20 protein-coding genes and 1 other annotated feature are annotated in these 20,889 nt (G+C 41.7%); of the genes, 10 read left to right on the forward strand and 10 right to left on the reverse strand.

Annotated features, from left to right (window positions below; genetic code table 11):
* Positions 1-27 precede the first annotated feature (27 nt).
* From NSU13_RS13410 to NSU13_RS13420, 3 genes are all read right to left on the reverse strand, one after another.
* Complete coding sequence (locus NSU13_RS13410; RefSeq protein ID WP_024424829.1) at positions 28-240, reverse strand: alpha/beta-type small acid-soluble spore protein; 213 nt, start codon at positions 238-240, stop codon at positions 28-30.
* Positions 241-329: 89 nt separating this feature from the next.
* Positions 330-1,535 carry a tRNA uracil 4-sulfurtransferase ThiI gene (gene thiI, locus NSU13_RS13415; protein WP_342489561.1) on the reverse strand — a complete coding sequence of 402 codons (1,206 nt, stop codon included), beginning with the start codon at positions 1,533-1,535 and terminating at the stop codon, positions 330-332.
* 4 nt (positions 1,536-1,539) lie between these two features.
* On the reverse strand, positions 1,540-2,682 hold the full coding sequence (locus NSU13_RS13420) for a cysteine desulfurase family protein (protein ID WP_061109477.1): 1,143 nt from the start codon (positions 2,680-2,682) through the stop codon (positions 1,540-1,542).
* Positions 2,683-2,868: 186 nt separating this feature from the next.
* Here NSU13_RS13420 and brnQ (NSU13_RS13425) point away from each other — a divergent pair, with 186 nt between their 5' ends.
* Positions 2,869-4,209 carry a branched-chain amino acid transport system II carrier protein gene (gene brnQ / locus NSU13_RS13425; RefSeq protein WP_342489562.1) on the forward strand — a complete coding sequence of 447 codons (1,341 nt, stop codon included), beginning with the start codon at positions 2,869-2,871 and terminating at the stop codon, positions 4,207-4,209.
* 215 nt (positions 4,210-4,424) lie between these two features.
* Positions 4,425-5,768 carry a branched-chain amino acid transport system II carrier protein gene (gene brnQ / locus NSU13_RS13430; protein ID WP_342489563.1) on the forward strand — a complete coding sequence of 448 codons (1,344 nt, stop codon included), beginning with the start codon at positions 4,425-4,427 and terminating at the stop codon, positions 5,766-5,768.
* Between the two features lie 41 nt (positions 5,769-5,809).
* Here the strand turns inward: brnQ (NSU13_RS13430) and ezrA are convergent, their stop codons facing one another.
* Entirely contained in the window at positions 5,810-7,513 is a 1,704-nt protein-coding gene (gene ezrA / locus NSU13_RS13435) for a septation ring formation regulator EzrA (protein ID WP_342489564.1), read from the reverse strand.
* Positions 7,514-7,854: 341 nt separating this feature from the next.
* On the opposite strand from ezrA, the gene hisJ reads away from it, so the two are divergent.
* Positions 7,855-8,670, forward strand: a complete 816-nt coding sequence (hisJ, locus tag NSU13_RS13440) for a histidinol-phosphatase HisJ (protein WP_034279551.1) — start codon at positions 7,855-7,857, stop codon at positions 8,668-8,670.
* Here the strand turns inward: hisJ and refZ are convergent.
* Complete coding sequence (refZ, locus tag NSU13_RS13445) at positions 8,640-9,305, reverse strand: forespore capture DNA-binding protein RefZ (protein WP_024426169.1); 666 nt, start codon at positions 9,303-9,305, stop codon at positions 8,640-8,642. The two genes, hisJ and refZ, sit on opposite strands and share 31 nt — an antisense overlap.
* A 126-nt stretch (positions 9,306-9,431) precedes the next feature.
* On the opposite strand from refZ, the gene NSU13_RS13450 reads away from it, so the two are divergent.
* The 3 genes from NSU13_RS13450 (at position 9,432) to NSU13_RS13460 (ending at position 11,684) form a co-directional block, all read left to right on the forward strand.
* Positions 9,432-9,929: a GAF domain-containing protein gene (locus tag NSU13_RS13450; protein ID WP_061109481.1), complete on the forward strand. Its 498-nt coding sequence runs from the start codon at positions 9,432-9,434 to the stop codon at positions 9,927-9,929.
* A gap of 303 nt (positions 9,930-10,232) precedes the next feature.
* A complete protein-coding gene (rpsD, locus tag NSU13_RS13455) occupies positions 10,233-10,835 on the forward strand; it encodes a 30S ribosomal protein S4 (protein WP_024424838.1) in 603 nt (200 codons plus the stop codon).
* A gap of 294 nt (positions 10,836-11,129) precedes the next feature.
* Positions 11,130-11,684, forward strand: a complete 555-nt coding sequence (locus NSU13_RS13460) for a hypothetical protein (protein WP_342489565.1) — start codon at positions 11,130-11,132, stop codon at positions 11,682-11,684.
* A gap of 44 nt (positions 11,685-11,728) precedes the next feature.
* On the opposite strand, the gene NSU13_RS13465 is transcribed toward NSU13_RS13460, so the two are convergent.
* Positions 11,729-12,295: a cysteine hydrolase family protein gene (locus tag NSU13_RS13465; RefSeq protein ID WP_081124679.1), complete on the reverse strand. Its 567-nt coding sequence runs from the start codon at positions 12,293-12,295 to the stop codon at positions 11,729-11,731.
* Between the two features lie 196 nt (positions 12,296-12,491).
* On the reverse strand, positions 12,492-13,133 hold the full coding sequence (locus NSU13_RS13470) for a triacylglycerol lipase (protein WP_117603436.1): 642 nt from the start codon (positions 13,131-13,133) through the stop codon (positions 12,492-12,494).
* A 207-nt stretch (positions 13,134-13,340) separates the two neighbouring features.
* Here NSU13_RS13470 and NSU13_RS13475 point away from each other — a divergent pair, with 207 nt between their 5' ends.
* Positions 13,341-13,697: an antibiotic biosynthesis monooxygenase gene (locus tag NSU13_RS13475; RefSeq protein WP_041114974.1), complete on the forward strand. Its 357-nt coding sequence runs from the start codon at positions 13,341-13,343 to the stop codon at positions 13,695-13,697.
* A 76-nt stretch (positions 13,698-13,773) separates the two neighbouring features.
* On the opposite strand, the gene tyrS is transcribed toward NSU13_RS13475, so the two are convergent.
* Together tyrS and acsA are read right to left on the reverse strand one after the other, a co-directional pair.
* The gene (tyrS, locus tag NSU13_RS13480; protein WP_024424846.1) at positions 13,774-15,042 is read right to left on the reverse strand and encodes a tyrosine--tRNA ligase; all 1,269 of its coding nucleotides are present in this window, start codon (positions 15,040-15,042) and stop codon (positions 13,774-13,776) included.
* A gap of 52 nt (positions 15,043-15,094) precedes the next feature.
* Positions 15,095-15,325, reverse strand: a binding site (T-box leader).
* Between the two features lie 59 nt (positions 15,326-15,384).
* Entirely contained in the window at positions 15,385-17,109 is a 1,725-nt protein-coding gene (gene acsA, locus NSU13_RS13485) for an acetate--CoA ligase (RefSeq protein ID WP_342489566.1), read from the reverse strand.
* Between the two features lie 155 nt (positions 17,110-17,264).
* Between acsA and NSU13_RS13490 the strand changes: the two genes are divergently transcribed.
* From NSU13_RS13490 to NSU13_RS13500, 3 genes are read left to right on the forward strand one after another with little or no spacing between them, the layout of a single operon-like run.
* On the forward strand, positions 17,265-17,897 hold the full coding sequence (locus tag NSU13_RS13490; protein ID WP_034279534.1) for a GNAT family N-acetyltransferase: 633 nt from the start codon (positions 17,265-17,267) through the stop codon (positions 17,895-17,897).
* A gap of 39 nt (positions 17,898-17,936) precedes the next feature.
* On the forward strand, positions 17,937-18,578 hold the full coding sequence (locus tag NSU13_RS13495; protein ID WP_065214513.1) for a CBS and ACT domain-containing protein: 642 nt from the start codon (positions 17,937-17,939) through the stop codon (positions 18,576-18,578).
* On the forward strand, positions 18,575-19,735 hold the full coding sequence (locus NSU13_RS13500) for an acetoin utilization protein AcuC (protein ID WP_149126376.1): 1,161 nt from the start codon (positions 18,575-18,577) through the stop codon (positions 19,733-19,735). Before NSU13_RS13495 ends, NSU13_RS13500 begins: the two co-directional genes overlap by 4 nt.
* Positions 19,736-19,779: 44 nt before the next feature.
* Here NSU13_RS13500 and ccpA read toward each other — a convergent pair whose 3' ends face one another.
* Positions 19,780-20,781: a catabolite control protein A gene (ccpA, locus tag NSU13_RS13505; RefSeq protein ID WP_034279529.1), complete on the reverse strand. Its 1,002-nt coding sequence runs from the start codon at positions 20,779-20,781 to the stop codon at positions 19,780-19,782.
* Positions 20,782-20,889 lie beyond the last annotated feature (108 nt).

A 20,889-nucleotide genomic window follows, 5' to 3' on the forward strand; every position in this document is an offset into this window, starting at 1 on the left:
TAAGCCATAGCTTTTAAATTGTGTGTCTTAGAAAGATCCGCCACCCATATGTTGTTGAGCGTAAGATACAAGACGCTTAGTGATTTCTCCACCAACTGATCCGTTAGCGCGAGATGTAGTTTCTGCACCAAGGTTTACACCAAATTCAGAAGCGATTTCGTACTTCATTTGGTCGATAGCTTGTGCAGCGCCTGGTACTAGTAATTGGTTAGAACTGCTTTGTCTGTTTTGTTGAGCCATGTGTTCTCACCTCCTTGTGAATATAGAATGTGTAGAAACACATGACTTCATGCGATTGATTTTATGGTAATTATTATGAAATTATCGTTTTAGAATAAATCAGCGAATTCGTCTGCTGCTTTCTTTTCATTTGTCACAATAATTGTTTCAATTTGCTCTACTGCCTCGTCCAGCATCGGCTCGAAATCAGCAAAGCTTTCGTAGCGTTCTACCTTCTCAAGCTTTGGTTTTGTTTTAGGAGACGGCGGCGTAAAGATCGTACAGCAATCCTCGAAAGGCTGAATGCTTGTATCGTATGTGCCAATTCTTCTCGCTTCATCAATAATGTCATTTTTATCGACAGCAATGAGCGGGCGGATAATTGGTGTATTGGTCACATGGTTAATGGCATACATGCTTTCAAGTGTCTGACTTGCCACTTGACCAAGGCTTTCTCCGGTAATAATCGCAAGGGCATCGCGCTTTTCTCTTATTTTGTCAGCTATTTTCAGCATCATTCTTCTTGTTGATGTCATCGTATAGTTTTCAGGTACTTGTTTGTGAATCAGCTCTTGAATTTTTGTAAAAGGTACGATGTGAAGCTTCACTTCGCCTCCATATGCTGCCAGGCATTCTGCAAGATCAATGACCTTTTGTTTGGCACGTTCACTTGTATACGGCGGACTAAAGAAATGCACAGCTTCAATTTCAATTCCGCGTTTCATTGCTTGATAGCCGGCAACCGGGCTGTCAAAGCCGCCGGAAAGCATGAGCATCGCTCTTCCGCTAGAACCGACCGGCAGGCCGCCTGCACCTTTAACATCTTTAAATGTAATGTACGTTGCGTTCTCTCTGATTTCTATGCGTAAATGCACATCCGGCTGTTTCACATTGACCGTTAAGTTTTCCGTATTCCTTAGAACATGTCCGCCAATTTCACGGTTCATTTCATTTGAATCAAGTTCAAATTGTTTATAAGAGCGTTTCGTTGAGACTTTAAATGTATTTCCTTGTTCATACACTTCCTGTACCGCTGTTAGTGCCGCTTCTTTAATCACATCTAGATTCGTCTCACATTTAACCGCAAGACTAAAGCTCTGAATGCCAAATACACTTTTGAGCTGTTCTGAAATTGGTTCAGGGTCTTCTCCGTTCAGCATAATCGTGATGCGGTCTCTATCAGATGCAACCTTTAATGCTTCAAAATCCTTTAAGACGAATCGAATGTGCTGTCTTAGTTTTTCAATAAATTTCTTTCTATTCTTCCCTTTTGTTGAGATCTCACCAAAACGGACTAAAATATGATCATATTTCATGCTGTTATCTCATTCCTTTTAATTTTTTCACACTTTGTGCGATCGATGTGATGATTTGCGGCGTTAGCTCTGGTCCTTGTCCATACGTCAAGCTGATTCTCATACTGCTTTTGGCTACTTCCTCTGGTTTTCCCATTGCCAGCAGGACACGGCTTGGCTCTTTTTTCTTAGCTGAGCAGGCAGAGGTTGTAGAAACATATATGCCTTCTTTTTCAAGCATATGGAGGAGGACCTCAATTTGAATACCCGGCACTGAAAAATTCACAATGTGCGGCGCACTTAGCGCCTGCGGTGTGTTCATCACAATACCTTCTATGTCTCCAAGCTGTTTTTGCAGCTGCGTTTTTAAGTTCAGCATCTCATCATGATACTTGTCAAGCTGTTCAAATGATTGTTTCATGGCTTTTGCTAAGCTGACAGCTCCAGCAGGGTTTTCAGTACCTGAACGAAGCCCTAATTCCTGCTCTCCCCCAGTAATGAAAGGGGCGAGAGTGACATCTTTCTTTAAAAAGAGTGCTCCAGTGCCTTTTAAACCATGAATTTTATGGCCTGACATCGTCAAAAGGTCTACATCCAGCTGTTTATTGAGTGCTACCTTGCACATTCCCTGCACCCCGTCGACATGAAAAAGTGCGTTTTCGGCATGCTCACGAATGATGCCAGCAGCCTCTTCAATCGGCTGGATGGCACCGGTTTCGTTATTGACGTGCATCATGCTGACAAGCACTGTATCAGGGCGAAGCACTTCTTTTAAATGAGTCATATCTGCATGGCCATGCTCATTTACTTGAATATAGGAAATGTCAAAGCCAAATAACGCCTTCAGCTGTTCAAACGATTCAATAACAGAAGGATGCTCTATTTCTGTGGTCACAATATGCTTGCCCCGGTTCATTTTGGCAAGTGCTGCCCCTTTAATGGCAATGTTATTCGCTTCTGTTGCACCAGAAGTAAAAATAATCTCATATTGTTTCAAGCCCGTGTAGTGAAGCATTTGTTTTCTCGTTTCATTTAACAGCCGGCTTGCATCAATTCCGAGCTGATGAAGCGAAGATGGATTTCCAAAATAACGCTCACTCACTTGCTGATATACTTGTAAAACCTCAGGGTACGGTTTTGTGGTTGCACTATTATCAAGATACATCATGGCGAAACTCCTTATCCTCTTGCGTTTAACTAATATGATCCGAATTCCTTTTATTTCAATATAAAGCGGTATATTGACAACCTCATCAATTCACTATATCATGCATAGTGCCATTGTCATATTTTTTCCTAAATTGACAGAATATTTAAACATGGCGGAAAAATAAAATAATAGGGGGATAACCTTATGAATAATAAGTTAAGTCAAACAGACACATTAGCCATCGGCTTAATGTTGTTTGCACTCTTTTTCGGCGCAGGCAATATGATATTCCCTCCTGTACTTGGACAGTACGCAGGTGAAAACGTATGGCTTGCGATCGGTGGATTTTTACTGACAGGAGTTGGACTTCCGCTCTTAGGTGTCATCGCCGTTGCCCTGACAGGAACTGGTGCAAAAGGGCTTGCTGACAAAGCTCATCCTACATTCGGTACCATTTTCACCGTCATTTTATATTTATCCATTGGGCCTTTCTTTGCGATCCCTCGTACTGGAACGGTTTCTTATGAAATTGGGCTGGCGCCGTTTCTGTCTGAAGCGCAGTCTGAATCATGGATTCCATTATTCTTGTTTTCTATTGCTTTTTTCGGCATTACTTATGCTCTTGCTTTAAATCCATCGAAGCTTGTTGACCGAATCGGTAAAATTTTAACACCAATTTTACTCGCTGTCATTGCTTTAATTGTGATAAAAGCCATCGCGACACCAATGGGTGGAATTGGCAGTCCGCATCCAACTTATGAAGGAAGCCCGCTCTTTACCGGGTTTTTAGAAGGCTACAAAACGATGGATGCTCTTGCTTCAATCGTTTTCGGAATTGTCGTTGTCACGGCTGTGAAAGAACGCGGTATTACTGAACGAAAATCGATTGCAGCAGCCTGTATTAAAGCAGGGCTTGTCGCAGCTGCTGGACTAGCTCTTGTGTACATATCACTCGCTTATGTCGGAGCGTCAAGTCCTGAGGCTACAGGCATGGTCGGGGCAAATGACGGAGGGAAACTCCTTTCGCTTGCGGCGAACTTTTTATTTGGTTCTGCTGGTAATATTGTGCTAGGGGCTGCGATTTTATTTGCATGTTTGACCACAAGTATTGGACTGGTTTCATCCTGCGGGGAATATTTTTCTTCACTATTTCCACGCTTTTCTTATCGTACAGTTGTTTTAGTTGTATCTTTATTCAGTACAGTTGTAGCAAACCTTGGACTAGCGCAAATTATTTCGCTCTCTGTTCCAGTTCTTGTTGCGATTTATCCGTTAGCCATCGTGATCATTCTCTTATCTTTTCTTGATCGCTGGATCAACGGAAGACGGATTATTTATATCGCTTCACTCATTTTTACAGGTGTCTTTGCTGTGATTGATGGGTTAGTTGCAGCGGAAATCCCTCTTGGCGGATTACCTGAATTTTTAGAAGCTGTTGTTCCTTTATACAAACTTGGGATCGGCTGGGCTATCCCTGCCGTACTTGGAGCCATTATTGGTCTTCTTATTTCTTTGTTTACGAGTCCACCTAAACAGCCTGCTTAATCAAGCATCAAAACTAAAAACATCCCTTTCCATAAGAGAAAGGGATGTTTTTTTATGTTCTTCATATACTAAAATAGAAAAATTCATGACTTTTGTATGAAAACACATGTTGACATCAGGCGTACATCCTTTATAATTAGTGAATGTTAATGAAGAACCGTTTTAGCAGCTAATTAACAGAATATTTCAACATAATATTGGAGGCTTTATATTCAATGAAGGCAACATTGTCGACGAAAGATACGATTATTATAGGTTTTATGTTATTTGCTTTATTCTTCGGCGCCGGAAATATGATTTATCCACCAGAGCTTGGGCAATATGCCGGAACAAATGTATGGAAAGCAATGGGCGGATTTTTATTAACAGGTGTCGGTTTACCTCTACTCGGGATTATTGCAATTGCTTTAACAGGGCGTGATGCAAAAGGACTTGCAGATAAGGCTCACCCAGTGTTTGGAACAGCATTCACCGTCATTTTATATTTATCCATTGGACCGCTTTTCGCTATTCCGCGTACAGGAACGGTTTCGTATGAGATTGGCGCATTACCATTTTTATCAAGCGTACCAGCTTGGCTGTCTCTGCTTTTATTTACACTCGTCTTTTTTGGTATTACGTATTACCTTGCTTTAAATCCAACGAAAATCGTGGATCGTGTAGGTAAAATTTTAACACCGATTAAATTTACGATTATTTTTATTATCATTGTAAAAGCCATTTTGACGCCGATGGGCGTGATTGGTACACCAGATGTATCTTATAGCAACGGATCGTTTTTTAAAGGATTTTTAGAGGGCTATAAAACAATGGATGCTCTTGCTTCTATTGTGTTTGGAATTGTTGTCATCAACGCGATTAAAGGACGCGGTGTGACAAGCAAAAAGGCACTGGCTTCTGCTTGTATCAAAGCGGGTTTGATTGCAGCTGCTGGATTAACCTTCGTTTACCTGTCGCTTGCGTATCTAGGCGCTTCTAGTACACATGCCATTGGATTCGTTGGAGATGGAAGCAAAATCTTAGCTCAGTCTTCTCGGTTCCTTTTCGGCAGTCTAGGAAATATTGTGTTAGGTGCTGCCATCACAGTCGCTTGTTTAACAACAAGTATCGGTCTTGTCACATCATGCGGAGAGTATTTCTCAAAGTTACTTCCTAAACTTTCTTATAAAATGGTCGTGACACTTGTTACATTATTTAGTTTCATCATTTCTAACTTTGGACTTGCTCATATTGTTGCTTTCTCTGTTCCAGTCTTAACAGCGATTTATCCGCTGGCGATTGTGATCATCGTTCTATCACTTGCTGATAAATGGCTTGGACATAGAAGACCTGTGTATGTCCTCTCGTTAATTTTAACAGGGTGCGTCAGCTTATTTGACGGCTTAGCAGCAGCAAAGCTTCCAATCGGTCCAGTAAAAGACATTTTCCAAACAGTGCTGCCTTTTTATGACCTTGGCATTGGCTGGCTTGTCCCTGCGATACTTGGGGTCGCCATTGGGTTCGTGATCTCACTTTTCACTTCTTCTGCTTCAGAAGAACGCCAGAAACAGGCATCATAATACAAAAAAAGCTGAAGTCCTATCAATGGACTTCAGCTTTTTTATTGATGCTGATATTCTTTTTCGTGCTGAGCTAATAGCTTCTGAACGGCTCCAGGTGATGCTTTTTCAACAGCTGATGCTGCTACATCAAATGAACCATTATAATCATACGCATAAAATCTTCGCTCTGCCTCTTTTAATTGTTCTGAAAGAATATGATTTTGGCTTCTAAAACGATTGCCAAATTGAATGATTCGTTCAATTTGATCCACTTTAGTGAGCATTTCTTCCGTCTCATTCACAACATGTCTCACTGTGTCGGAGGCTTCTTTTAATTGCCCATTCACAGCTGGCATGTTGAGCGGCAGGTTCTCCAGCTGCTCGTGCACTTGCTGAATCATCTCCTGCGCTTTTTCAGCCTGCTCTTTCATGTCAGCAGGTACACCTGGAATATTGCTTTTTTGCAGCTGACGCACTGTATCTGTCAGCATCGTTTTGAGCTCAGCCAGTGTTTCTCTCGCTAGCAGCTCTTCTTTTCTTAATGATTGAAGATGATCCTTAAATGTATCATGCAATGTTTTTGCATCATCGATAAAGGTCTCAAGCTGATTGATTTCATTCATTAATAGTGAATATGCGACATGATCACGATCAAGCTTCTCGCGAATTTGTTTCATGAGCTTTTCAATTTCTTCTAGGCGTTTTTCGAACGCCTTCTGTTGATCAAGCTCTCCGGCTGTCAGTTTGTAACTTTCTTTTACAAGAGCTGTTTCTGCCTTGGTTTGGGTGTGATCCTGTTCGAGCTTTTCAAATGCTTCCGTCAGCTCAGGCATTTTACTTTTGATTTCCTGACCTGCTTCTACTTCCGCTTCCAGCTGATCATACAGCGTCTGAATGGCATCATCAATCATTTGCAAAATGCTTGATGCTTCTTCCAGATTGAGTTCATCAATCAGTAGTTTTTCCGCACGGGTCAGCTGTTTGTTTAAGTTCTCAAGCTCTTTAGTGATCTGGATGTGCTCGAGCTTGTAGCCTTTGTCTGTCATTTCTTTATATCCGTCTTTCAGCTTCGTCAGCTGGCCTGGTACGGTTTGTTTACAGTCTGCAATGAGCTTCGGTACATCATTGATATACAGCTGAAGCTGATCGAGTCTGCGGTCTTGTTCAAGCAAAATCTTTCTTGCTTTCATATAGTTGCCGTTTTCTGTCTCTTCTTCGTACTGCTTGATCCCTTCCCAGGCTTCATCTAAGTCCTGCTCCATTTTGTCATAAAGGGTGCCGTATAAATGGCTGTACGCAAGCAGATTTTTTCGAACTGTTTGATATTGTTCTTTGACCTTTTCAATGTCCTTGCGATTTTGCTCCTCGCTTGTGACAAGGTCTGCAATCTCTTTTAAAATGTCTTCAATGTTCGAATCAGCAGCACTCAGCAAGTCCTCAATGTGCGTAAGAACCTGCTTGGCTTTGGAGAATCGATATTTATCAGAATACTCTTCTGCATCATATAATAGCTCCTCTACCTTTGGAAGATGGGCTGTGACGATATCGTCCCACTCTGCACGCCATCTTTCAAAAAATTGCTCTGTTTCTCCGGTCATTTTTAAATGTTTGATCTTTGAAATTTCTTCTACAATTGATCTGTTTAAAATTTCAATTTTCCATGCTTCCAATCGGTCAATCTCTTTATATATATTTTTTCGCAGGAAATAACCGACTGAAAACAAAGCAAGCAAAATGACAATTAAACCGATGATTAACTCCATAATGAGCCCCCTTGTTGTGATCTAAGTGATGTCAGGGTAAAAGTGTCCCGAGTAGACCTGAGAACCCTTTCGTGTCCGCTTTGCATTTGTTTTTTTATAAGCAGGATCGTATGTTTTCCAATACCATCCATTCACGGTTTTATTTATGTTTTTTCAAGAAAGTATTTGTGCGCTTTCTATCATTTGATCACACGTATCAATGTGACCTGCTTTTATGTATGCGGAAGCTGTCGTTTTCATTGTTATTATGATACCATGTAACCAGCATTTTTGGTCATGATTTTTCATTATTTTCGCTGATAAACATCACGTTTTTCAAAATATCGACAAGAGGTGACGACATGCTGAAACAAGATGCACATCTACATACACCGTTTTGCCCGCACGGTTCGCTTGATTCTTTTCATTCTTATATTGAAAAAGCCATTAAAAAGGGATTTGATTCCATAACCTTTACCGAGCATGCCCCGCTGCCTCCATCGTTTCAAGATCCAACACCTGAGCAGGATAGTGCCATGAAGCTCCAAGACCTTGAAGCGTATATAACGAAACTGGCTCAGCTGAAACAAGAATACAAAGGACAATTAATAGTAAAAACTGGGCTTGAGGTTGACTTTATCAAAGAGTATGAAGAGGAAACAAGAACCTTTTTAGACTGCTACGGTCCGGAACTAGACGACGCCATTTTATCTGTTCACTTTCTTCCTGCTGGCGATGATTATATTTGCCTTGATTTTGACGAGCATGCCTTCCAGCAGCTAATAAGCATCTATGGCAGCATCGAACAGGTCTATCAAAGCTACTATGACCAAATTCATTCTTCTATTCTATCATCTTTAGGCCAATATAAGCCAAAGAGAATCGGTCATATCACCCTTGTCCAGAAATTCAAACAGCTTTTTCCATATGAAATGTCACCTGAACTTTGTCAAAAGGTCACCCTCTGCCTTGAAGAAACGGCAAAAAAAGGTATGTCCTTAGATTTTAATACATCAGGTCTTCGTAAAACATATGCCAGAAGTATCTATTTAGATCAATGGATGATAGACCTTGCAAAAAAGAAAAAAATTCCGCTCATATTCGGCTCTGATGCCCATCAAGCGGAAGATCTCGGATATGCGTATGATCAATTCGAGGACATCATGAGGTTCAGATGAGAATCTAGTGCCGGCTCTTTTGGTTCTAACAGATAATGAAGCGAGCGGCTCAGCTCCTTAAAGTACATTTGATAGAAATACGGCTCACTTGGGTTCAAATAAAGCACCTCTGTTAAATATTGCGGCTGTAAATATGGCATCATGAGAAGTGATTTTAGCTGAATCATAAAGGATGCGAGTGAAAGCTGCTCACAAATGACATGGGTGCTTTTTCCTTTTTCAATGATAAGCTGAAACAAATACTTTTCTTTTGTTAAATATGTCGACATGATTTCTCTGATGAGTGTCGAATCAATCGTCACCTCCCGATAAACGAAACGGGTTAATTGACGGTGCTTGTGCTGATAAGATAAAATATCAAAAACCACATGTAGTAAGCATTCTTTTGCGTGACGGGTTTCCATGTGATGGAGATGTGATTCAATCATGTGAATGTAACCTTCATAAAAATCGGATACGAGCTGCTCAAGCAGCCCTCCTTTTCCTTGAAAGTAATAAGAAATGTGGGCAACGTTGACGTTTGCTTCCTTCGCAATCTCACGGACAGAGGTTCCAGAAAATCCTTTTTGGTTAAAAAGTCTGATGGCAGCATCCATAATACGGTCTTTTGTTTGCACGGTTGTTGATGTTTTCATCCGCTCACCCCTCTTCATGTGTACATACTTCAAGATGAAGGCGGAAGTTCCTTTTACAATTGCTCGACAAATCCCACATGCGAGACGCAAGTTATGTATTTTTAAGATAGAAAGTAGGAGATTTTCATGTTTCATGTCGAAAAACAGTCTGGCGATCCTTCAAAAGACTATCAATTGCTTGTCAAACAGGTAGAAGCCATTACAGATGGTGAACCTGATCTGATTGCCAACTTGGCAAATGCAGCTGCGCTACTCTATCACTCACTTCCTGAAGTCAATTGGGCCGGGTTTTATTTAGCAAAGGGCGGCGAGCTTGTGCTTGGACCATTTAACGGACTGCCTGCATGTGTGCGCATCCCTTCTGGAAAAGGCGTTTGCGGTACAGCCTTTGCGACAGGTGAAGTGCAGCGTATCGCTGATGTCCATGCATTCCCTGGACATATTGCCTGTGACGCAGCATCGCAATCTGAAATAGTCATTCCGCTCAAGGTCAATGGACAGATCATTGGGGTGCTCGATATTGACAGCCCTGTGAAAGACCGCTTCAGTGAAGTAGATGAGTCCTACCTTATTCAATTTACAGAAATTCTCCAACAGGCGTTATCCGTCTCTACGGATGCGTAATCATGCAGAAAAAGCAGGCACATTGTCTGCTTTTTTATGTTTCTTTATATAATGGAGAACGTCTCCTCTGCCTCTAAATAGGTTGACTTCTCCTACCCGGCGTCATATAATAGATTTTGTGTGAAATATGGCAGCCTTTTTGTTCGGCTTTTTTGTATCATTTTGTTCCTTCTATATTATGAAGGTGCATCTTGTAACTCCCTGCTGCTGGAGCGAGGATGCATGAAAACATAATGACGAAAAAGAGGAAGAACAGACGGTTTTTATTTTTCACAAATAAAAACAATAAGGAGGAGTCACATTATGGCTCGCTATACAGGTCCAAGTTGGAAGATTTCCCGCCGTTTAGGCATTTCATTAAGCGGAACAGGTAAGGAACTTGAAAAACGCCCTTACGCTCCAGGCCCACATGGTCCAGGACAACGCAAAAAACTATCTGAATACGGTTTACAATTACAAGAGAAGCAAAAGCTTCGTCACATGTACGGTGTCAACGAACGTCAATTCCGTACACTATATGACAAAGCTGCTAAACTTCCTGGTAAACAAGGTGAAAACTTCATGATCCTTCTTGAAACTCGCCTTGACAACCTAGTATACCGTCTTGGCCTTGCTCGTACTCGCCGCCAAGCTCGTCAGCTAGTAAACCATGGTCACATCCTTGTTGATGGAAGCCGTGTAGACATCCCATCTTTCTCTGTGAAACCAGGTCAAACGATTGCTCTTCGTGAGAAATCTCAAAACCTTGCAGTAGTGAAAGAATCAGTTGAAGTAAACAACTTCGTTCCTGAATACCTTTCTTTCGATGCTGAAAAGCTTGAAGGAACTTTCACTCGTCTTCCAGAGCGTTCTGAATTAGCGCCTGAAATCAGCGAACAACTAATCGTTGAGTTCTACTCTCGTTAATTTCATTACTCCTCTAAGAGAGCAAACAAACCCTAGATCCCTTGATTGTTCAAGGATTTCTAGGGTTTTTTGTATGTTCTCAATTATACATGAAATCATTTGAAGTCATCTTCCATTTTCAACACTTATTTTCCCCGGCTGCCTGCTCCATTCTTACTTCAATCAAACCTGCCTCTATTTTTATATACAAATATAGGAAACATTTCATTGAAGTGCCTTTTTTCTATTGGTACAATCATGATAGATGACACATCAGTCGTATGGTCTTCTATAGTACTTAGATGGAGGAGTTCCATGTATAGTATCACGATTATTCTATTCTTACTTTTAACCTTATCAGTGATTGCCTATTCTCTTCTAAGAAAAAAACAGATTATCGATGAGCCGCCCAATAGATTTGCTGCAAGTCTGTTTATCTTTCTGCTCTTTTTTTCTATCTGCTTTGTGATCGCGGTTCCAAGTGTATTGCTATACATCACTGTTTTAGGCGTGAATTTTCTTTTTGGAGAAACCATCACGTATGATTCGTTTTTTTCTTTGATCTCTTTCTCTTTGTTAGTGAGTGTTATCGTCGTTTTTTGGTCACCTGTCCTTCTATTCATAGGAAAAGGACTGGCTTATCTCCTTAAACTTCCTATATGGCTCACTTATGCTTTGGAATGGGTGAGTTCTTGGATCGTTTTACATCTCTCTATCAAGTATGTCCTTTACTTAAATTTAATGAATGTATCGATAGGGGATTCCGGCGTATTGATTTTATCATTCTTTGTCAGTTTTTTATTTATTGAGATTGATCTCGTTTACTCACGTAAGAAACAACGAAAACAATCGCTGGACACATATACTTAGCATAAAAAAAGCTCCTAGATCTCTTCCTAGGAGCTTTCAAACGTTCATTCTGGACTTGTCCATTTTGCGATGAGCTGCTCTGTTGTCATGACAGTCGCAAATTCATCATGCAGGGTTGCAAGTGAGAGCCGGTGGATCGTTTCTGGGTCAAAATATGTACCATTTTGATCTGTTAGTCCAAAGGCGGCTGTTGCATCTGAGATCAGATACGTATCAAAGCCAAGATTTCCGCTCATTCTTGTGGTCGTTGATACGCAGTGAGGGGTTGTTAATCCTGCGATCACGACCGTGTCAATCTGGTTTGATCTTAGATGTTCCTCTAAGTTAGTACCAATAAAGCTGCTGTTGACTTTCTTTTGTATCACCATTTCTTCCTCTAGCGGTTTAGCCATATCTTTGAAAAGGTGCCCTTCATTTGCTGGATGAAATACAGAGTCCGGATTGTCGGATGTATGCTGAACATGAATCACTTTCCAACCTTTCTCTCTCCAAAACGTTAATAGCCGGCTAATATTCTCCTCTGCCTCTAGGTTATTGCGTTCTCCCCATTTTTCATGCTCGAACGCTTTTTGTACATCTACAATGATGAAAGCCTTTTGATTCGTTTTCACAAACGCCCACCTCCGAATATTCACATTCACTACATGTAGTGTAAGGAATGGTGAACGTTTTGTACATGTTTTTATTCAGCTATGTACGATGGTCTGTTTCTGTATCATCGTTTTGCCACCCTTTTCAATATCTCTAGCTGCCATATGCCAGCTGACATCAAAAAAGACAGCATATGCCGCTGTCTTTTTTCGTTTTTTAATTCGTATTTTGTCCTCCGCCGTTCAGTCCTTCTTTAATATACCCTTTCACTTGGCTTGAGGTTAATAGACCGATATGACCAACGCCATGGATCAGGATGTTTCTTGCGCCAATTAAACGAGAGAGGCTGTTGACGACAATAAGATCTGCTGAGCTATAGACGGATGTGTAAAGAATTTTTTGATTTGGATCTGTGCCTGGTAATGCTCTGCTTGAAACGAGTCCGTTTGCTCCACCAATTGTGACAACGTTCTCAATTTTATCGCCGCCATCTAGATTCTTGATATAGTATAGCGTGTTCGCTCCACCCATACTATGAGCCACAATATCTACTTTTTTGGCACCCGTTTTGTCTAACACATCTTTGACGAATCTCGATAGACGCGGACCATTGTTGCGGTTATTTCCTGTTTTGTCTATGAAATCAATAGCATATAATTGGTTTCGATCCCAGCCTTGTGTGGCCAAATAACTTTTAATAGAAAAAAAGTTATAAGAGGCACCGCCAATGCCGTGCACCATCACAACCGGATTATGCTCAGCCGCCTTCGCCTCTTTCGGCTGGATAAACGCCATTGAACCAATCACCAATGCAAGCGCAATGAGAATTTGCAAACTCCTTTTCTTAACAAACATCACTTTCATTCCCCCTTATTCATCTTATACGACTCTATTTTATACAAGAAAAATATGTCAGAAAAGTGAACAAGGTAATGTTTATGAGATGATTTTACAAAAATATAAATAATCAAAAAGCACCTTGGACTTTTTTAAATTAAAACAAAAAGACTACGAGACCTTCTTTCTTTCATATATAATATCAATAGACTAAGGAGGTTCTACTAGATGCTATTTACTCAAACACCTGCACCACCCTACTACGCCGCGATTTTCACATCAAAACGAACAAATGTCGAGCAGAAAGAATACGCTGCTGCTGCTCAAAAAATGGAAGAATTAGCGAAAGATCTAGATGGGTTTCTTGGAATGGAAAGTGTACGAGATGAACATGGTGTTGGAATCACTGTCTCTTACTGGGATTCATTAGAAGCCATCAAAGAATGGAAAGCACATACAGCACATCAGCGTGTTCAAAAAAAGGGAAAAAAAGATTGGTATGAATCCTATACAACCCGAATTTGTAAGGTAGAACATGCTTATACAAACAAAGATTCACTCCTTGAACAAGAAGCAGACGAATGAGCTACTTCTACATAAAAAAAGAAAAGCACCTCAATGTTGGGGTGCTTTTCCATGATGCTTACTGTTTCATAAAGATTTATTTATACGTTACGAGGAAGTATTTCTTTTTCCCTCTTCTTAAAACGGTAAATTGGTTTTCAATTCGGTCGTCAGCGGAAAGAACATAATCTTTATCTGTTTGTCTTTCTCCGTTGATGGAGACAGCACCATTTGTGATATCTTCACGTGCTTGACGCTTTGATGGAGACAGCTTTGATTCCACAAGGATATCGACTAGTGTTAATTCTTCTGTGCTGCTTTTCTCCATTGATGGAACATCCTTAAAGCCTACTTTCACTTCTTCAGCTGTAAGAGATTTGATCTCACCTTTGAATAGCGCATTTGAGATGTTAACAGCCTGTTCTAGTGATTCACGGCCATGTACAAGTGTTGTCACTTCCTCTGCTAGACGGCGCTGCGCTTCACGCTTTTCAGGTGCTGTTTGCACTTTTTCTTCGTACGATGCGATCTCTTCTTTTGATAAGAACGTAAAGTATTTTAAATATTTCACGACATCACGGTCATCTGTGTTGATCCAGAATTGGTAGAACTCGTATGGAGACGTTTTTTCTTTATCTAACCAGATGGCGCCGCCTTCTGTTTTACCAAACTTTGTGCCGTCTGCTTTTGTGACAAGCGGCATCGTCAGACCAAATGCTTTTGCCCCTTCTGCTTCAGACTTACGGATCAGCTCAAGTCCAGATGTGATATTTCCCCACTGGTCACTACCGCCGATTTGCAGCTTACAATTTTCATTTCTGTAAAGGTTTAAGAAGTCTAAAGACTGCAGGATAACGTAGCTGAATTCTGTGTAAGAAATCCCTGTTTCGATACGTGAGCTCACGATATCTTTTGCCAGCATGAAGTTTACACCGAAGTTCTTTCCAATATCACGAAGGAACGTGATGACATTCATTTGGCTGATCCAGTCGTAGTTATTCACGATGACGGCTGGATTCTCGCCTGCTTCAAAATCAAGAAATTGAGACAGCTGTCCTTTGATTTTTTCTGACCACTGTTCGACGATTTCTGCTGGATTTAGTGAACGTTCCGCTTTTTTGAAGCTAGGGTCGCCGATTAGTCCAGTTGCGCCGCCAACAAGAGCAATCGGATGATGACCTGCTTCTTGGAATCTGCGTAATGTTAAAATTGGCAATAGATGACCAATGTGTAAGCTGTCAGCTGTCGGATCAAAGCCGGAGTATAGTTTGATTTTTTCTTCTGCTAATAATTTTGTTAAACCTTCTTCATCTGTTTGCTGCTGGATTAATCCTCTGAACGATAGCTCTTCCATCAATTGACTCATTTCCAAATCTCCTTTTTTTACAATTCAACAAAAAAACGCCCCTTCGAATGAACGAAGGGACGATATATATCGCGGTACCACCCTGCTTAAAAGACAAAAATCTCGTCTTTTCACTTACACTGATAACGGACAGATCCGTTCTTTCACTAATCAGGGCATGCTCCTTTTCGTAAAAGCGGCTCGTGAGGGTAATTCGAATATCTCTTTGTACTGACTCGCACCAGCCGTCAGCTCTCTTCAACAGGGAAAGATCATTCTACTGAATCTCAGTCAAAACCTTTTCATATTCAACTAATGTCATTTTTAACACACTTTTGATATCAAGTCAACTGATGAAAAAATTTAATCTTCCATTGTCGAAAGGTCGCCAGCAGGTAAATTCAGCTCCCACGCCTTTAGCACACGTCTCATAATTTTTCCGCTTCTCGTTTTCGGCAGTTTGTCTTTAAACTCAATTTCTCGCGGTGCCGCATGTGCTGCGAGTCCTTTTTTCACAAATGTACGAATCTCTTCTTTCAGCTCATCTGTCGGCTCATATCCGCTTCTAAGCGCTATAAATGCTTTAATAATTTCACCGCGGACCGGATCTGGCTTTCCAATGACACCAGCCTCCGCAATAGCTGGATGTTCGACCAGTTTACTTTCCACCTCAAATGGACCGACCCGCTCTCCTGACGTCATGATGACATCATCGACACGTCCCTGGAACCAAAAGTATCCGTCTTCGTCCATATAAGCTGAATCTCCTGAAACATACCAATCTCCCGGCATAAAGTAAGATTCATATTTTTCAGGATTGTTCCAGATCGTATGCATCATAGAAGGCCAGCCTTTTTTAATCGCAAGGTTGCCCATCCGGTATGGCGGAAGTTCATTTCCTGCATTATCAACAATCGCTGCTTCTACGCCTGGAATCGGTTTTCCCATCGAACCTGGCTTGATGTCCATGCATGGATAATTACAAATCAGCTGTGCTCCGGTTTCTGTCATCCACCAAGTGTCGTGAATCCGTTTGCCAAAAACAGCATCTCCCCAGCGGATGACTTCTGGATTAAGCGGCTCTCCCACACTTAAGACATGGCGGAGCGAGCTGAGGTCATATTTTTGAATGAGATCATCCCCTGCCCCCATGAGCATTCTAAAGGCGGTCGGGGCACTGTACCAAACGGTTACACCGAGTGATTCAATGGTTTCATACCACGTATCAGGATTAAACCGGCCGCCTAAAATCACATTCGTCGCCCCATTTAACCACGGTGAAAAAATACCGTACACTGTGCCTGTAACCCAGCCTGGATCAGCTGTACACCAGTAAACGTCATCTTCTTTCAAGTCAAGCACCCATTTACCAGTCTGACCTTGCTGGACCATTGCACCATGGACATGAAGCACACCTTTTGGCGTACCAGTAGATCCTGATGTGTAATGAAGCAGAAAGCCGTCTTTTTCATCCATCCATTCAATCTCAAGCTCCTTTGCTGCCTCCTCAAACGCCTTTTCATAGTGAATTGTCCGCACGCCATCGACGTCTTCGTTTTCACCGCCGACAATGATGACAGATTCAAGCTTCGGAAGCTCTGCAAATGGAATTCGCTCAAGCAAATCTGGTGTTGTCACGATCACCTTTGCCTCACTATTTTCTAAACGGTCTTTGACGGCACCTTCCATAAATGCCTCAAATAATGGGCCAACGATCGCTCCAATTTTAACTGCACCAAGCAAAAGAAAATAGAGCTCAGGTGATCTTGGCATAAAGATAAACACGCGATCCCCTTTTTCTACATGTGCCTTTTCTCTGAATAGATTCCCCGCTTTGTTTGTGTTGATTTTCATATCCCTGAACGTATACTTTTCATCCCGCTGTGAATCTTTGTAGTGAAGCGCCACCTTGTTCTGACGAATCGAGTCCGCATGTCTGTCAATCGCTTCATAGGCTGCATTTATTTTTCCTGTTTCATACCAGGAGAAGTTTTTTCTAGCTTCCTCCCATGAAAAATCTTTGTATGCCTGCTCATAATCATTTAAATGATAATCCCCTTTTACTGATGGTAGCGTTTCCAATTTCATCAAACAGTCCCCCTTTGCATACGTTTACAATGACCATTATAGTATAGATGACTTTTTTTCTCAATTTTTAAAAAACTTCTGATGAAACCGTTTTAATTATTGCAAGTTTTAAGATAGAATAGAGACGACTCACTAGAATTAGGGGCGGTGGATACGTGGAGCATCCTAAAACTTATTATTCAAAAACCATTGAGCGAGAAACAGGTTCCATCCTGGTTGAAGGACCGGTACCTGCATCAGAGCTTGCGAACTATACGTTTCATGAAGGACTAACGGCATTTCGCACGCCTGAGGAACAGAAACAAGCACTTGTTGAAATAGCAGATCTTCCAGAAGGACGTATTATCATTGCAAGAGCGAATGAGCTTGTCGTAGGCTATGTCACGTATTTGTATCCTGATCCACTTGAGCGTTGGTCAGAAGGCAAAATGGACAATTTAATTGAGCTTGGCGCGATTGAGGTCGCTCCTCCATTTAGAGGATGCTCACTTGGCAAGCATTTGCTTGATGTGAGCATGATGGATGAACAAATGGAGAATTACATCATCATTACAACTGAATATTACTGGCATTGGGATTTAAAGGGGACAAAGAAAAACGTTTGGGAGTACCGCAAAATGATGGAGAAAATGATGAACGCAGGCGGTCTTGTCTGGTTTGCAACAGACGAGCCAGAAATCAGCTCACATCCAGCCAATTGTTTAATGGCCAGAATTGGGAAACATGTGAGTCCTGATTCGATCGAGCGTTTCGATCGTCTTCGCTTCCATCAGCGCTTTATGTATTAACGTTCAATTCGTTTTTTTGGCAAAGGGGATTGGTAAACAATGATGATTGAACAAATTATGGAGCGTGATGTGATCACGCTGCGAAAAACCGATACGATTGAAGAAGCCATTCAAAAAATGAGTGCACACCACATCCGGCATATCCCGATCGTATCTGATCAAGGGTCTGTCATTGGGATGGTGACAGATCGGGATATTAAAAATGCCAGTCCAAGTATTTTTGAAACAGAGAAAAGGAAGCTCTTTATTCAGCGGCCAGTAGAAGAGATCATGGTATTAGAGACGATCACTGCTCACCCGCTTGATTTCGTTGAGGAGATATCAAGTGTCTTTTTTGAGCACGGAATTGGCTGTCTTCCAGTGGTGAGACGCGGCAAGCTTGTAGGCATTATCACAAAAACAGATCTGCTTCGTACGTTTGTAAGACTGACAGGTGCAGATCAGCCTGGGTCGCACTTAGAGGTTGAAGTGGAGCAGATGACAGAAAGCCTCTCAGATATTACAGCCATTTTAAAAGAGCAGCATATTCAAATGCTGAGTGTGCTCGTGTACCCGCATGCCAATGAGGCATCTAAAGTGCTCGTATTCCGCCTTCAAACCATTCATGCAGATCATGTGACGAAGCTGATTCGCGCAAAAGGCTATAAAGTGCTCTGGCCTATGGAGCAGACGATCAAATGAAGGAAGCGACCTTTGTTTTTTCACCATCTTTTCAAACGTACCAATTTAACCAAGATCATCCCTTCAATCAGCTTCGTGTCTACTTAACTTATGATCTTCTTCAAAAAATGAAGGCGTTAACAGAGGATGAAATCGTTGCACCGCGTATGGCTACTCTGGAGGAATTAAAGCTCGTCCATACAGCAGATTATATCCAGGCTGTGCAGCGGGCAAGTGAAGGAAAGCTGTCTACGGCAGAGGGTGAACGGTACGGTCTTGGCACTGAAGATACACCGATGTTCGCAGGCATGCATGAGGCGGCATCTCTCCTTGTTGGCGGAACATTAACAGCGGTTGACCAAGTGATGCTCGGTCATTCGCAGCATGCCCTCAATCTTGGCGGCGGGCTTCACCACGGATTCAAAGGGCGTGCATCTGGCTTTTGTATTTATAATGACAGCTCTGTGGCGATTCAATATATTCAAAAGACATATGGCGCTAGAATTTTATATATTGATACGGATGCTCATCACGGCGATGGTGTCCAGTTCAGCTTCTATGACGACCCAGAGGTATGTACGGTGTCCATTCATGAAACGGGACGCTACTTATTCCCTGGAACCGGACAAGTACAGGAAAGAGGCCACGATAAAGGCTATGGCTATGCTTATAATATTCCACTAGATGCATTTACGGAAGATGAATCGTTTCTCGAAGCATACCGAACAGCAGTGACTGAGATTGCTGCTTTTTTTAAACCAGATGTGATTTTGACGCAAAACGGGGCAGATGCACACTACTATGACCCGTTAACTCATTTATCTGCCACCATGAAAATATATGAAGAAATTCCTAGACTTGCTCATGAGCTTGCACATCAATATTGTGACGGCAAGTGGATCGCTGTTGGCGGAGGGGGATATGATATTTGGCGCGTCGTTCCAAGAGCGTGGAGCCGCATTTGGCTTGAGATGAAAGGCATTACACCGCCAGATGAGCTCCCTCAGGACTGGATACAGTCATGGAATAAGCAATCGCCTGTTACCCTTCCACCTACATGGAAAGATCCTGACGATTTATATCCACCGATCCCAAGAAAAGCAGAAATCACAGAAAAAAATGCTCAAACAGTAGAAAAAGCACTCATGCCTGTTAGAAGAGAAAAGAAAAAGGCATAAGAAAAGCAGGCTTTCCCTCATGAGGTAAGCCTGCTTTTTTTGTTTTATTTTGTTGATTGTCTTTCTTCAATTCTGTGCGGAAGCTCAACAATTTGATCGTCCACTTGTTCTTTGTTCATCAGCTTTGTGAGCAGTCTCATCGCAACAGCACCAATATCATATGTCGGCTGTACAACTGTTGTCAGCTGAGGACGCACCATGAGAGAAAGTCTTGTGTTATCAAAGCCAATCACTTCTAAGTCTTCAGGAATAGATACCCCTCTGTCTTGTGCTCCATGAATGACACCTAGAGCCATTTCATCTGTAGCTGCGATAACAGCTGTCGGCTTGTCAGACTGCTCAAGCAGATGAGCAAGTGCTTCAATTCCAGAATCATAAGAGTAATCGCCTTCAGCGACGAGCGTATCGTCAAACGCTATGCCCGCTTCTTCAAGTGCTCGCTTATAACCTGCAAGCTTTCTCACGGAATTAATTGGTTCTGACATTGGACCAGAAACAAATGCAATTCGTTTATGTCCTTTTTCAACTAACAGCTGAACTGAGTCATAAATGGCCTGCTCATAGTTGATGTTGACGGATGGTGTTTGAGCCTGCTCTTCAACAGATGCTGCAAGAACAATTGGCACAGGAGAGCGCTTAAATTCTTCCACATGCACATCTGTAATATTTCCGCCCATAAAGACAATTCCGTCTACTTGTTTGCCGAGCATCGTATTTAACAAATGAAGCTCTTTATCTGTATTTTGATCTGAGTTGCTCAAAATAATGTTGTATTTATACATCGTAGCGATGTCTTCAATACCGCGTGCTAATTCCGAATAGAAGATACTAGAAATATCAGGGATGATGACCCCGACTGTCGTTGTTTTTTTACTTGCTAGGCCTCGAGCCACTGCATTCGGACGATAGCCAAGGCGGTCAATCGCTTCAAGCACCTTTTTTCTTGTTGTTGGTTTTACGTTTGGATTACCATTTACTACGCGTGATACCGTTGCCATACTTACATTTGCTTCTCTTGCTACATCATATATTGTAACATTATTCACATAAATCACTCCTTCAAATACACTTCATATCTATAGCATTCACCAATTGGATAGAGACATGTCAGATACGAGGAAAATAATATCCTATTTGTCATTAAAACGATGAAA

The sequence above is a fragment of the Bacillus sp. FSL M8-0049 genome (assembly GCF_038593355.1).
GTDB classification, from domain to species: Bacteria; Bacillota; Bacilli; order Bacillales; family Bacillaceae; genus Bacillus; species Bacillus safensis.